Annotated in this window: 12 protein-coding genes and 1 pseudogene; 2 read left to right on the top strand and 11 right to left on the bottom strand. The window is 64.1% G+C overall.

The window, feature by feature from the left end; translation table 11 throughout:
* Positions 1-108: 108 nt before the first annotated feature.
* Positions 109-465, top strand: a complete 357-nt coding sequence (locus HGB39_RS15845; RefSeq protein WP_005262506.1) for a hypothetical protein — start codon at positions 109-111, stop codon at positions 463-465.
* Between the two features lie 299 nt (positions 466-764).
* Here the strand turns inward: HGB39_RS15845 and HGB39_RS15840 are convergent, their stop codons facing one another.
* The 9 genes and pseudogenes from HGB39_RS15840 to HGB39_RS15805 all read right to left on the bottom strand — a co-directional run bounded on the left by HGB39_RS15840 (position 765) and on the right by HGB39_RS15805 (position 8,524).
* Positions 765-2,168 carry an FAD-dependent oxidoreductase gene (locus HGB39_RS15840; protein WP_043790835.1) on the bottom strand — a complete coding sequence of 468 codons (1,404 nt, stop codon included), beginning with the start codon at positions 2,166-2,168 and terminating at the stop codon, positions 765-767.
* Between the two features lie 16 nt (positions 2,169-2,184).
* A complete protein-coding gene (locus HGB39_RS15835) occupies positions 2,185-3,072 on the bottom strand; it encodes an AurF N-oxygenase family protein (protein ID WP_043790833.1) in 888 nt (295 codons plus the stop codon).
* A 698-nt stretch (positions 3,073-3,770) separates the two neighbouring features.
* The gene (lexA, locus tag HGB39_RS15830; RefSeq protein ID WP_043790831.1) at positions 3,771-4,433 is read right to left on the bottom strand and encodes a transcriptional repressor LexA; all 663 of its coding nucleotides are present in this window, start codon (positions 4,431-4,433) and stop codon (positions 3,771-3,773) included.
* Between the two features lie 188 nt (positions 4,434-4,621).
* Positions 4,622-5,992, bottom strand: a complete 1,371-nt coding sequence (locus HGB39_RS15825; protein ID WP_005568856.1) for an MFS transporter — start codon at positions 5,990-5,992, stop codon at positions 4,622-4,624.
* Between the two features lie 451 nt (positions 5,993-6,443).
* Positions 6,444-6,848, bottom strand: a complete 405-nt coding sequence (locus HGB39_RS38715; protein ID WP_240482820.1) for a hypothetical protein — start codon at positions 6,846-6,848, stop codon at positions 6,444-6,446.
* Positions 6,849-6,874: 26 nt separating this feature from the next.
* On the bottom strand, positions 6,875-7,051 hold the full coding sequence (locus HGB39_RS38710) for a hypothetical protein (RefSeq protein WP_245371787.1): 177 nt from the start codon (positions 7,049-7,051) through the stop codon (positions 6,875-6,877).
* A 47-nt stretch (positions 7,052-7,098) separates the two neighbouring features.
* Positions 7,099-7,393 (bottom strand): annotated as a pseudogene (locus tag HGB39_RS38705) (dihydrofolate reductase family protein); the annotation flags it as partial.
* A gap of 382 nt (positions 7,394-7,775) precedes the next feature.
* Complete coding sequence (locus HGB39_RS15810; protein WP_005568854.1) at positions 7,776-8,282, bottom strand: hypothetical protein; 507 nt, start codon at positions 8,280-8,282, stop codon at positions 7,776-7,778.
* Positions 8,283-8,377: 95 nt separating this feature from the next.
* Positions 8,378-8,524 (bottom strand): hypothetical protein, encoded by a 147-nt coding sequence (locus HGB39_RS15805; protein WP_155756031.1) that lies wholly within the window; start codon positions 8,522-8,524, stop codon positions 8,378-8,380.
* Between the two features lie 270 nt (positions 8,525-8,794).
* Here HGB39_RS15805 and HGB39_RS15800 point away from each other — a divergent pair, with 270 nt between their 5' ends.
* Positions 8,795-9,409 (top strand): maleylpyruvate isomerase family mycothiol-dependent enzyme, encoded by a 615-nt coding sequence (locus HGB39_RS15800; RefSeq protein WP_005568853.1) that lies wholly within the window; start codon positions 8,795-8,797, stop codon positions 9,407-9,409.
* A gap of 466 nt (positions 9,410-9,875) precedes the next feature.
* Here HGB39_RS15800 and HGB39_RS15795 read toward each other — a convergent pair whose 3' ends face one another.
* A complete protein-coding gene (locus tag HGB39_RS15795) occupies positions 9,876-10,607 on the bottom strand; it encodes a hypothetical protein (protein WP_064080425.1) in 732 nt (243 codons plus the stop codon).
* A 655-nt stretch (positions 10,608-11,262) separates the two neighbouring features.
* A complete protein-coding gene (locus HGB39_RS15790; RefSeq protein ID WP_043788857.1) occupies positions 11,263-12,492 on the bottom strand; it encodes an Lsr2 family DNA-binding protein in 1,230 nt (409 codons plus the stop codon).
* Positions 12,493-13,507 lie beyond the last annotated feature (1,015 nt).

The following is a 13,507-nucleotide window of genomic DNA, read 5'->3' as shown; positions in this document are numbered from 1 at the left end:
ACTATCCACGGAAAGGGTCTACCGTCGAGGTGAGAGTCCAGAGATGAGGCCACGGTGAGTACAACGGATGACAAGCGACGAGACGTCCTCGACGAGCACACGCTCCACATGGGCGCGGGCTTCAAAGAGAAGGACCGCGCGCACGTGCGAGAGGTGTTGTCGGCGCTCGCACCGCACCTCGGGCGTTGGGACCCGAGCGATGTGGACGTGGAAATCTCGGTGAAAGACCGAGGCGGCAAAGAACAGCGAGTCACGTTACGCACGACGCTCCCCGGCCTTCCGCCATTGGTGGCGGCCGCCACCGATCCCCACCTGGTTCAGGCTCTCGGCGCAGCGAAGCATGAGCTGATCCGGCAGATCGAAGACCAGAAGTCGGCACGGGAACCAAAGAACAACCGACAGCTCAGGAACAAGACAATCCGACATCTCGGCGCCCTTCGGACGCCACACACGGACACTCCGTGACCGCCGGCGTCGGCAAACTGGGCGGCCTCACGAAGAGGTCCAACGTGACCGTCCTTCTGCTTCGGCAACATGGCGCCGTTCTTCGTCACCGGGAGCGTGACCATGACGTGAGCCGACCCGCACAGTCCGGCTCGTCGCCGTAGACGAGCCGTGCACTCCAAGTCGAACACCCACCGCAGGACGGTCACCGCCCCAGTTTGTACGGGGTTGCTGATCGCGTAGATGCGGGTGATCCGGCCGTCCTCGACCAGCAGACTCATTGCGGCGGCTGCGCCATCGAAGTCGAATCGGGCGCCCGGTCACACCCGCGAGTGCAGGTCTGCGGCGAGTTGCGTCACGGTTCCCGCGGCGCAGCTACGGTTGTCGCCGACGCCGCCGACGGCGCCTCGTTTCGCCCATCCGACGACGTACAGTCCGTCGAGCGGCTCGCCCGTCTCGAGAGAGATCACACGACCTCGGCGGTTGGGCACGACCCCCCGCTCGTTCACGGGGATGCCGTCGAGCGGCTTCGTCGTGAATCCGGTGGCGCATATCGCGGAGTCCGCGAGGAAGGTCCGACCGGTCGTCGTGGTGACGGCGACGCCGCCGGCCACTGTCTTCCCGAGATCGGTCACCTCCTGTCCGAAGGACAACACAACGCGCAGTCTGCCCACGTCCGTGGTGGTCCGGCCATCTGCCGCGGAAATGTCGGCAGCGGGCAGGGCGGAAATGTCACGTAGCAGCGGGGCATCGGCACCGGCGCCCGGCCGACGGCCGGCGCGGTCGATCAGCACCTCGGCGTTCTCGAGGTCCAGAAGCTCATAGAACGCCGACGGCGTGAAGGAGGCGCGATCGGGGGCCGATCGCGACAACACCACCACCTCCGTCACCGCTTGGGCCGCGGCACCTCGGTCGCGTGCCCTGGCCATCCATCGGATGACATCGAAGGCGACGTTGCCCGCCCCGATCACGAGGGATCTCGGCCCCAGTGGCCCGCGCGGGCGAAAACCGGACGCCTCACAGTTCTCGGCCACCAGAATGTCGATGGCCTCATAGACACCCTCGCCGCGATCCGCGGTCGTGGGTCCGAGTCGCCGCGGCTGCGAAGCGCCACACGCGAGCACTATGGCGTCGAATCTGGTCCGGAGATCTTCGACCGAGACATCCACACCGACTTCTGTGTTGTGGAGGATCGTGACGCGATCGTCGTTGAAGGGCACGTCGAAGAGCCGCATCATGTCGCGAACGCCGACGTGGTCCCGGGAGACGCCCCGGCGCAGGAGGCCCCCGATCTCGCCGTGCTGTTCGAAGATGGTGATGCGTACCGAGGTCGATCGCCGAAGGAGTTCGCGAATCGTGTACATCGCCGCCGGCCCGGATCCGACGACGGCGATCTTCCGCATCTCGCTGGGCTTGCCCAGCGGTTGCTCGAAGCGGATCCGTCGCGACCGGGGCCGGGACTTGGCGGGAGCCTGCTCGAAGAACTCTGCGTTGCGGGCCGCGTAGGGCCGTTCGGTGACGGTCAACGTCCACTCGGGTTTGATGGCAGACGCCGGGCAGGCCTCGACGCAGGCGGTGCAATCGATACACGAGCGCGGGTCGATGAACAACGTCTCGGCCGACTCGAAACCCGCTTCGCCGGGAGCAGGGTGAATGCAATTCTGCGGGCACACCCGCACGCACGAGGCATCCTTACAACAATGCCCCAGGACAACGTGGGTCACAACGACTCCTGCTTGCTCAGAGAAGATTCGATTTTCGGTAGATCCATCGCGCGCCGAAATTCAGCAGCCCTTCTCTGCTCAGGAATTCGATAAACGGTTCTGCGGCCCTGCGGAACATTATCCGGTGGTGTTCGTTTGCGTCGATTTCCGGCCCCACTACCTTCCAATCCAGGCCGAGGTCCTCGTACATTCGACGATTGATCAGGCTCTTCGCGACGAGATGCGTTCCCATCGCGATGATCAGGGTGCTGATAAACCGTCGAACGCGCGAAATCTTTATCAACCGAGTCCGGATTTTCTGACGCGCGTACGCCATGTGCCGGGATTCCTCGACAACATGGATATAGCAAGCCCTGCGGATGGGCGCGGCGACGTCTTCGCTCGCCATCCAGTCGCGTTGCATGACGTCGAAGATCTCTTCGCCAGCCAGAACGATTCCGTATGCCACCTCGTCCCATGCGATGGTCCTGAACAGCCATCCGAAAAAGTCCAGTGAGCGGTCGCGTCGATAGAAGTGCGATCCGATGCTGTCGATGACGTTGACGAACATCAACGAGTGCAGGTTCTCGTCGGCGCATTCGTTGAACAGAAACTTGACGTCCGAGCGGGCGGGGTCCGCACTGTGGCTGGCCCGCAGCAATGCCACCTGCAATCCCACCTCCAGCCAGATTCCGACGCCCAGGAACTGCGCGACCTCGCTTCTGGTGAGCCGGACGCGTTCCGACTCGGTCATGGAGTCCCACGTAGCGGTGCCGAAGAGAGGCGACCACTCGGGTGTCATCCCGTGAAATTCGGTGCCATCTGCATCGGGTTGGCAAACCACGGGGTCCCGGGGATCGAATGAGAGGCGCTTAGCCGATTCCAAGAGAGTATCGAATATCGCATCGCTTCCGGATGTCGTCATCCTTTCTTTACTCCTATATCCTGTTCCAATCGAATCTCGAATCGATTAGAGAGCAATTGTGTTTATCCCGGGTGCCAGAACTCACCCTTGCGCTCTGCCTCAACTGTGTTCCGCCCGGCACATTAGTCGGTTACGGAAGCAATCGCAGAACCAGCAGCGTACCTCGCCACCGACTCGACGCTCAGGTCGCCGCATCCACTGAATTGATGTTGAATGTCTCGGCATTTTCATGAGAATTCAAGTAACACGCAGTTGTGCTGGGGAATCGTGGCCGATCACCAGGCGAAATCCTGCGCGAGGATTTCCTCGCGAGCCGCTTGGCGTCACGCAGAACCCGGGCCTGAGGATCGCCTCCGCGCGCAACGCGCTGCGCGGGCTACCAGCAGTCCCGCACTCCGATGGTGGGCGGGAGCCGCAGTGGATCCTGACAACGAGCCCGTCGAGCCGGTGGAGGCAGGCAATGCCGGTGATGGTGGACAAGTCGTCGGAGGAGGCTCCGGTTGCCCCCGTGCCCGCCTCGGTTGGCATTGCGCTGGCGGCCGATCAGGGCGGGTGAGACGACGACGCGTGATGACTGCGGTCAGCCGGTGAACTCCTGCCCGACCATTCTTGTGTGGCCGGGCAGCAGCTGTCGAGGAAGTGGACACGATTGCAGAACCAGCCCCGAGGCGCGTGGCACCGTTGAGGTTGCCCGATCCTCAGATCCGGCGCATCACCGAAACCACCTTGCCCAGCACGACTGCGTCGTCACCGTCAATCACGGCATAAGCAGGATTACGGGGCTCGAGAAAGACGTGGCCATCGCGGCGCCGGAGCACCTTCACGGTGGCCTCGCCATCAATCATCGCGGCAACGATCTCGCCGGAATGGGCTTCGTCCTGGCGACGAACCACGACGACATCGCCATCGCAGATCGCGGCGTCGATCATCGACTCACCGCGGACCCGCAGCCCGAACACGGTGCCGGAACCGACGAGCTCGCGAGGGAGGGTCAGGATCTCATCGGCGTGCTCCTCCGCCAGGATCGGTGCGCCTGCCGCGATGTCGCCGACGACCGGGACCGTCACATTGTTTTCGGACGAGCGACCTCGCGTCGCCTCGGCGAGGAACGGGCGCACGTCCAATTGCCGAGCCATAGCCGTGCCCCTTCGCAGAAAGCCCTTTTCCTCGAGGCTCTTCAGATGCTTCGACACCGACGATGTCGACCGCAGGCCCACCGCGTCCCCGATCTGTCGGGTGCTCGGTGTGCATCCGTGTGCAGCCACCCAGTCCCGGATCGTTGCCAGAATCCGCTGCTGGCGCGATGGCAGGGTGGAGGCGTCGAGGCCACCGAACATGTCGAGATCGTCGTAATCGGTCACCGAAGAATGGTAGGGGGTGACGACAGCCCCCTCGTGCACGGTGTAGGCGTGCGGACCAGGAGCGGGGTCTCCGCGTCCCACCTCGCTGAAACGTCGACCTCGGTCGAGGCACTCCAGGCCGGTAGTGGCTCGACACAGGCCAACGGTGCCGGCACCGCTCCCCCGGAACCCGGACCGCGGGCATCAACTCAGCGGAGCCCCGAAGACACCCGCACGCCCCAGGCGCTCCCTTGCTCGCGATCGAGCACCGTGACCGCCTTGTTCTTCAGCCCGAAGATGTAGACCAGCAAGCTGACCCCGATCACGACCGTCACGTAGGAGATGAACCAGCCGACGTGCCCGGCCGATGTGGACGCCTGGAAAAGTACCGGCGCCGTACCGCCGAAGACGGAGTTCGCCAGCGCATAGCCCAGTCCCACACCCAGGGCACGGATGTCGGCGGGGAACAGTTCCGCCTTCACGATCGCGTTGATCGAGGTGTACCCGGTGAGGATGACGTAGCCGACCGCAACCAGCGCGAACGCCAAGAGCGGCGAGGTGGTCTGCGGCAGGAAGGTGAGCAGGACATAGGTGTAGAGGACACCACCCACACCGAAGAAGATCAGCAGCGGCTTGCGCCCGACGCGGTCGCTGAGGAGGCCGCCGACCGGCTGCAGCAGCAACAGAAAGATCAGCCCCAGCAGGTTGATCCACGTCGCCGTCAGCGCCTGGTCGGCCCCGAAGGTGGACTTCACAATCGCCGGCGCGTTGACACTGTAGGTGTAGAACGCGACCGTGCCACCCGCGGTAATGAGGAACACCAGCAGCAGCGGACGCCAGTGTTCGGTGAACAACGCCGTCAAGGACCCCGCCGTCCGGTCCTCACCCGCACGGATGGCCTTCAGATGCGACTCGCTGAGCGACTCGTCCATCGAACGCCGAATCCACAGCACAACCAGGGCGGCGATGCCGCCGATGAAGAAGCCGATCCGCCATCCCCAATCGTTCAACGCCTCGACATCGAGAACGCTGAGCGCGATCAGGAGCGTGAACTGCGCGAGGACGTGACCACCCACGAGGGTCACGTACTGGAAGGACGACAAGAAGCCGCGCCGATTCGCGGTCGCCGCTTCGGACATGTACGTCGCCGAGGTGCCGTACTCCCCACCCGTCGCGAATCCCTGAACAAGCCGAGCGAGGACCAAAATCACCGCCGCCCAATACCCGATGACTTCGCGTGTCGGCATGACCGCCACCACGAAGGAGCACGACGACATGATGGTGATACTGAGCATCAGGGCAGCCTTGCGGCCACGACGGTCGGCGAACCGGCCGAAGAACCAGGACCCCACCGGTCGCATGACGAAAGTGACCGCGAAGATTCCATAGATGTACAGCGTGGAGTTTTCGTCGTTCTCGTCGAAGAATTGCGCCTCGAAATACGTGGCAAAGACCGTGTAAATGTACACGTCGTACCACTCGACGAGGTTTCCTGCCGAGCCCTTCATCGTGTTGAGCACCGCCCGCCGGGTGCTCGTCGGAGCGCGGGTTGGACCGGACGGAGTCGCGTCATCGCTCATCCGTCGACGATAGCGGATCGACCTCCCACGCCTGGGCGAGTCGCCCAGCGGCGGTGTCAATCGCTCCACTGTTCCTCACCACACGCCGATAGTCGCACGGTGAGCACAATGATCACCGATCTTGACAGGTGCGAATCCTCCGCACATCCGATGGTGCAGCCGGCACGTGAAATGCATTCACTACCAACCTAATTGCGCGCGTGCACGCACTGGAGTGCGACAACACGTGCTCTCGGTTGCGTCAATACCCTTGGCGGACAGTGCCTCAGCAGCCGGGTATGCCTCCACCATGAAACGCACGCATGGCTCCTGGAGAAGCGAGCAGGACATGAGCGCCGGGCCGCCAACGTTTGCACGATCAACGGCAGCAGCCGCTCTGCGAGTCCACTGATGAACTCACCCGCTCGCGGATCGGCGATCGATTCAGAGAGTCAGCGAAGGTGTTGATGCATCACAGAGTGGGCAGCTCGTCGACCAATACTTCCAACAGCTCCGTGTCGTGGCGGTCTGGGCGCGGTGGTGCCAGCATCGCTACGCCGAGCTCAGACGGGAAGCCGTCGACTACGCGCCCCGGGTCGAGTCGGTCCAGGACTGCGTACCATTCGGCCAGTGGTTCGGAGAGTCGGGCATGCAAGTCGAAATGACCGCGCCGGCGGGTGTGGTCGCCATTGCGTTGCGTCGCCAGTTGCTGCGGATCGGGGATCGACAACAACACCACGTCAGCGAATCCGAGACGACGCTCCGTGAACATCTGCCGGACTGCGGCGAGTTCGTGCTCGAACCGCGTGACCGGTGCCGCACCCACTGCGGCCAGGCACCAGCTGTAATGCAGTTTCAGCGGGTCACTGTCACACACCGCCACACCGCCGGCGTCCTCCAAGGTCAGCGCCCGTCTCCACCGCTGGCGTTGACCTGCGGCCAGCAGGCCGCCTGCTCCTCCGGATCGGATCCGTCCGGTTCCTGCCCTGCCGGGATGTATTCGACGACGAACTGTCCCGGGACCGCGCGGCACCACGTGGTTTTCCCGGCGGCACTGGGCCCTTCGACAGCGACAATCACCGGCACACCCTACCCATCCAGGGACACGACGATCCACCACGAGCTCGCCAGTCGAGAGGTCCACGCAGGGTGGTCGACACCACCGTTGCCGGCAGGCTCCTCATCCAGGTGGCCCACGGATCACGCACTTCGGACTCCTCGGTGCTCGAGGCCAGCATCTGCGCGAACTCCCGATAGGTGTTGGCGCCGAGAACCATCCGCAGCTCCGTCTCGTACAAGGCAAGGCGGTGGTCGAGCAACTCGGGGGCCTTGCTTGCCCCAGCAACCGCCCCAGTCGCCGCCGCTGATGCCGCCGTAACCGTCGAGGCTGGAAAGGACATCGAAGGTGTAGGTCGCGGTCATGTCGTGCTCCTCGAGGCACGGCCTGCTGTGGAATCTGCAGGTTTCCGAGCCTCTAATGGAGCTCCCGTCAAAGGCGTCCACGGCAGAGATAGGCGGTTGCTCGCGAACCATCTGGTCGCAACTCGTAGTCACCGGTTGCGGTGTAGTCCCCATGGCTTCGGTCCCCACAGTGACTTCGAACCGTTCGGATTCACATGATCCGATAATCTTGCCGTCGTCCCGGACCGCCCGGGCGACGGCCTGGGGTGCACTAGGTCCACCAACGGTCATGTACCCGACGAAACAGCATGGCGAACGCGGCCCTGGTCAGAACAACAGAAGCGCAGGCAGCGATCCCTCACCGATAGCGGATCCCTGACGGTGACAGTGCCTCAGTTCCACGTCAGGCCGACGGGGCCGTGGGTTGCTCGGCCAGCCGCTTGAGATTGAGCAGTTGACGGCGGGCCATGACGAGGTCGCCGACGGAGATCAGTGGCGCGAGCCAGCGGCCCTTCACCATGACGATCTTCAGCAGCAGGCGCGTCGAGTCGCCGTTCGGAACGAGCACGTACGACATCACCGCACCCATGATCCCGCCGGTGAGCTGTTCCGCCGTGGAGACGGAGAGGATGCGCCCGAGGGGACGATTCCCCGAGGCCGTGAAGTGCTGACCAGCCGTGGGTTCCGGCAATGCGCGCAGCTGCCGTGGCGATCGGCGTCCGAGATTGTCGATCCAGTCGTAGGAGTACGGCGCCAGTCGGATCTGCGCGACCCACGGCCACAGTCCGTCGGGCGTGCTGTGCACGGTGACGCCTCGCCAAGCCTGCAGCACGGGAACTGGGACCAGCTCGTCGCACGGGTAACGACGGGCAACCTCGTCATCGGTCACGCCCCATCGGTCACCGATCATCACAAGTCCTTCCGTCGAAAGCGGATCCTGACGGGGAGGTCCGGAGGGGGTTCATCCCGCACATGTTAGATCGGCAACAAGGTGGTGAGGTGCCATCACTCCGCAAGAATGCGCCACCACCGTCCCAGCGTGGGCGTCCAGGACAGATGGACCCCGATCTGGCCTCCCAGATGGAACGGCGCGGTGTAGGGCAGCGCATCGGACTTGAACACAATCGGCACCGTCAGTAGACGCTGTGTCATGACTCCATCAGACGATTGAGCACGGACCGATCATATCGCCGAGTTCCTGGAGGTTGGATTCGATTGAGGAACCACCAGCGGGGAAAATTCGGCCGTCAGTAGCCGGCGGATGGTTGGTTCCGCAAGTGAATCGTCATCCGGTGCTCCGCTCGGCGTTCCAGACGACGATCCTGCTTGCGGCACGACGGCCTCGATCGTCCTCGGCGTTGGGTCGGGACGGCGTCGGGCCCAATGCAATCGGTGACGGGCAGCATTTGTCACACTGGTTTCATGAATGATGTCTGGCCGATCGTGCACGCGGAGCGTGCGGCGCTGATCGATGACCTCACCGACCTCACCGACGCCCAGTGGGCCCACCCCTCACTCTGTGGTGACTGGACCGTGCACGACGTCGCCGCACACTTGATCAACAACGCGAAGACCACCCGCCTCGGCATCGTGCGCAACATGGCCCGGGCGCGCTTCAACTTCGATCGCCAGAACGCCCAGGGCGTCGAACGCGAACGCGGCGCCACGCCCCGCCAAACGCTCGCCCGGCTCGAGCAGGTAGCAACACGAACGTCGACGCCGCCGGCCCCGCTCGACAGCAGGCTGGTCGAAGAGGTCGTCCACGGCGAAGACATCCGACGGCCGCTGGGCATCACCCGTACATATCCATCGGAGGCGGTCATCAGGTCGTTGCAGTATCAGGCGCGCACCCCGGTATCCCTGGGCGGTGCGAAGCAACTCATTGCCTCGGTCCAGTTGCGTGCCACCGACGCAGACGTGTCGATCGGAGATGGCCCAGAAGTCCGCGGCCCGGCACTGTCACTGCTCATGGCAATATCAGGGCGCAAGTCGGCGCTCGATGACCTCGAAGGACCCGGAATATCTGCGCTGGAGTGATCACGCCCGTGGCGTCCCGCAGAATTGACCACCAGCGAGACAGTCTGGCCGACAGCCCGCCCCGGACCGGTGGTTCCGCAAGCGGATCGCTCAGCGGCCTGCCGGAGAGACAACGTGTGGCGACGTCGGATCTGTGAACGACCGCGGAGGTACCGCCGCGGAGGTACTGCCGCGGTTCGAGTGCGCGGTCGGGCCGCTCGTACCGCCGATCATCCATCACCGGTGTCGGTCGCCCCTTCGCTGACCGACCGGACGGGTTTCGTTCACAGCCCGGACTATGCACCCGAGCCGTGAACCGGTAACAGCCATTGGCGCTGAGCAGATCACGGCGTAGGCCCAGCTGATTGGCCGCTGGTGGTCCCGCGCCGCCCCGACCGGCCGATGGCCGGCACCGACGCGATCGGGGGGCTGTACATCTGCTGGCCCGACAGCTCCTATCCTCTGCTGCCGACCTGACGGGCCGGCCTCACTGCAGGCGCCGGGCGAAGAACCGGTTCCCGTCGTCCCCCTCGAACTGCGGGACGCCGGTGTGCCCGCCCATATTGGCGTGCAGCGTCTTCTCCTTGGAGCCGAAGGCGTCGAACAGGTCCAGGGCCAGTTGCCGGTCGTTACCTTCGTCGTCCCACTGCAGCAGGACCTGCAGTGGAATGGTGACCTGCCGGGCCTCCTCGAACATGGTGCGGGGCACGAAACTCCCGGCGAACAGAAGGGCGGCCGAGATGCGCGATTCGACCACCGCCAGGCGGATGCCGATGGCGATCACCCCTCCCGAGTACCCGACCGGGCCGTCGATCTCGGGCAGCGAAAGGAGGGCGTTCAGGGCGGCCCGCCATTCCGGGACCGCCTTTTCGACCAGCGGGAGGACGAGCCGGTCGACGATCTCGTCGTCGACCGGCTCGCCGGCATCCAGCGCCCGGCGCAGGTCGGCGCGGGCCTGCTCGGCGGCGGCGGAACGGGGGCGGTCACCGCTCCCAGGGAGCTCGATGGTGGCCGCGGCGAAGCCCTCCGCCGCGGCGTGCCGGGCTCGGGCCGCCAACCGGGGGTACATCATGTGGAGTCCGCCGGGGTGGCCGACCAGGATCAGCGGTGCCGGTGCGGATGCAGATTTGGGCGTCCACAGGATGCCGGGGATCTCGCCGAGAGTGAATTCGCGTTCGAGGACGCCGTCGTCGAGGCGCTGTTCGGAGGTGAATTGCATTGTCGTGCCTTTCGAGAGTGCACTTGAACGGCGCTCCCGGACGACCTATCGCCCGACCGTGACCCCAGAGGGGAGCACCCATGTCGATACTGCGTTCACGGGTACCACCTCCTCGTTCTCTGGCACGGCCTCCGGAAAAGTAGCAGTGGTCGCCGTGATCCGCCAACAGGTTTTTCGTCACCGCAACCATTCCCGTTGGGCTGACGCAGGCGGTATTGACGTAATCGCACCCGACGAACACACCGCTTACGTCGCCCACAGCACCCCCACCAACGCGGTCAGCGTCATCGACACCGCCACCCACGCGATCATCGCGACGGTCCGGATTACCGAGCACCGGGCAACTCATCGCCGCCACGCCCACCAGCGTCGACGCGTACATCACGGCAATACGACACCGTCTCGGTCGCTTCCAACACAACTACGCCCACCGACCCGCCAACCACCACACCCACCACACCCGGCAACCGGGTGGGGTGGGACCGTCTTCGGAAGCTGAGCCATCGGAGACAATTCGATCGGTGCACGCGGACCCGTGCCTAGCCACACAGGCAACGCAGGTGCCATAGTCGCGGTCTGCTCGGCCGAGCGCGGTGCCCACACCAACCGCGACGAACAGGCGCCGATGAATCCCTAATAGTGGACACCACCCGTTTCAGCCGACCGCGACCGGCATCTGCGCCTGAGCGTCGCGGAAGGCCTGCTCGATTTCGGCCGAAATCCGGCCACGAGGGGACACTTCGCGCCCCTCCCCGATCGCCCACTCACGAATCTCCCTGGACGACTTCTTCGCCGAAGCCATCTTCACCACTGTCTTCTCCGCAGCCGTCGTCTTCGCGGCCACCCTCCTCGCGGGTGTCTTCCCGGGTGTCGTCGTCTTCGCAGGGACCTTCGTCACGGCTGCCTTCTTCACGGCCGTCTTCCGCGCCGGAGCGTTCTTCGCGACGATCTTCTTCACAGCGGCCTTTTTCGCCGGCGCCGTTTTCGCTTGAACCTTCTTCGCCTGAGCGTCATGGAAGGCTTGCTCGAGCTCGGCCGGAATCCGGCCGCGAGAAGACACCTCGTGACCCGCGCCGATCGCCCACTCACGAATCTCCCTGGACGACTTCTTCGCCGGAGCCTTGTTCACGGCCGTCCTCGTGACCGGCGCCTTCGTCACGGCTGCCTTCTTCACGACCGTCTTCCGCGCCGGAGCGTTCTTCGCGACGATCTTCTTCACAGCGGCCTTTTTCGCCGGCGCCGTTTTCGCTTGAACCTTCTTCGCCTGCGCGTCATGGAAGGCTTGCTCGAGCTCGGCCGGAATCCGGCCGCGAGAAGACACCTCGCGACCCGCCCCGATCGCCCACTCACGAATCTCCCTGGACGACTTCTTCGCCGGAGCCTTGTTCACGGCCGTCCTCGTGACCGGCGCCTTCGCCGCGGCTGGCTTCTTCACGACCGTTTTCTCCGCAGCCGCCTTCGTCGCAACTGTCTTCTTCGCAACTGTCTTCTTTACCGGCGCCGATTTCGTCTGAACCTTCTTCGCCTGCGCGTCATGGAAGGCTTGCTCGAGCTCGGCCGGAATCCGGCCGCGAGAAGACACCTCGCGCCCCGCCCCGATAGCCCACTCACGAATCTCCCTGGACGACTTCTTCGCCGGAGCCTTGTTCACGGCCGTCCTCGTGACCGGCGCCTTCGGCGCGACCCGCTTCTTCACGGCCGTCTTCTTTACCGGCGGCGTTCTTGTCTGAACCTTCTTCGCCTGAGCGTCATGGAAGGCTTGCTCGAGCTCGGCCGAGATCCGGCCCCGGGATGACACCTCGCGCCCCGCCCCGATCGCCCACTCACGAATCTCCCTTGTTGTCTTCCTCGCCGAACCTTCTGAACCCCTCGGTGATACCGCCATGTGTCTCCTTCTTCGCCGGGCAACCGTCGAACGCACACAGTAACGGCAGGCGGCTTCTCCCGGTAATCAGGAAGCTCACCCGAACTGACAATTCACCGTCCCCAGCTCATCGCCGATCTGGGCAGGAAGTCACGGTCCTCTTGAAGCTCCACACTCACGACGCCCCAAGCTTCAGGCAGAACGAGCGCGGCTTACCTTGGCAATTAACAACATTGGTTGGCCGCAGCGACGACAGACTTTAGAATTGCACTTCAGGTCCGGCGGTATCCATCAGGCCGAGTCACTCCGATCCGGATCAGCGATATCGAGCCGCATCTCTCGGGGCGGAACGCGTATCTGCGTGTTTCCGGAACGAGGCCTGAACCAGACAGCCATCCAATTGTGGGCCAGGAAATCCGGCTTTCGTTTCAGCCGTTCGGGAAATCGGCCAACTCCTGATATTTCTCTGATATTTCTCGAGAGGCCGCTTCCTGGTGGCCGTTGCTGAATACGATCTACGCCATCTGCTCGAAGCGCAAACCCGCCCGCTCAACGGCGTGACAACCTCCTCACCGAGCACCATGACATCCCCACGCCCCGGACACCAACGAATTCTTCCCAGAGTTGCTTTGTAGGCTGGTGCAGTGGGCTTGGAGGTTCTTGACGGAAGCGGACTGCCTTCTCCGATGCGAGTCCGGGATCGAGAATCTGCCACCGACCGATCTCGCCGAACGGGAGCAATCACGTGGTCGAGTGTGGACGCGTAGACCGCTGTCTCGCCCTTCGTGGCTAGCTCTTGAATCCGACTTCGACGACGTCGGACGCCGCGCTCTCCGACACAGACCTGATGTGGTGGATACTGCTACTGGCCGGGGCAGCGATCGGGGTTGACACGTGTTTGTCCTCACCGACCTGATTCAGACTCAGGCGGGCTGAGTCAGTAACCATCCACCGCCCGGGAGCCTTTCGCGCAGACAGATATCGCCCGGGGCACGGGTGGAAGAACCGTCCAAGGCCCAGTTCACCCGATCCAGAT

This window comes from Rhodococcus opacus (assembly GCF_012396235.1).
Taxonomy (GTDB): Bacteria; Actinomycetota; Actinomycetes; order Mycobacteriales; family Mycobacteriaceae; genus Rhodococcus_F; species Rhodococcus_F opacus.
The sequence above is the reverse complement of the archived record's forward strand: the minus strand, read 5'-3'. Positions and strand labels throughout refer to the sequence as shown.

Excerpts from the sequence above, each read along its gene's own strand:
- HGB39_RS15800 (WP_005568853.1), top strand. The coding sequence starts at position 8,795 with ATGAATGATGTCTGGCCGATCGTGCACGCGGAGCGTGCGGCGCTGATC.
- HGB39_RS15810 (WP_005568854.1), bottom strand. The coding sequence starts at position 8,282 with ATGATCGGTGACCGATGGGGCGTGACCGATGACGAGGTTGCCCGTCGT.
- HGB39_RS15835 (WP_043790833.1), bottom strand. The coding sequence starts at position 3,072 with ATGACGACATCCGGAAGCGATGCGATATTCGATACTCTCTTGGAATCG.
- HGB39_RS15795 (WP_064080425.1), bottom strand. The coding sequence starts at position 10,607 with ATGCAATTCACCTCCGAACAGCGCCTCGACGACGGCGTCCTCGAACGC.
- HGB39_RS15790 (WP_043788857.1), bottom strand. The coding sequence starts at position 12,492 with ATGGCGGTATCACCGAGGGGTTCAGAAGGTTCGGCGAGGAAGACAACA.
- HGB39_RS15805 (WP_155756031.1), bottom strand. The coding sequence starts at position 8,524 with ATGACACAGCGTCTACTGACGGTGCCGATTGTGTTCAAGTCCGATGCG.
- HGB39_RS15845 (WP_005262506.1), top strand. The coding sequence starts at position 109 with ATGGGCGCGGGCTTCAAAGAGAAGGACCGCGCGCACGTGCGAGAGGTG.
- HGB39_RS15825 (WP_005568856.1), bottom strand. The coding sequence starts at position 5,992 with ATGAGCGATGACGCGACTCCGTCCGGTCCAACCCGCGCTCCGACGAGC.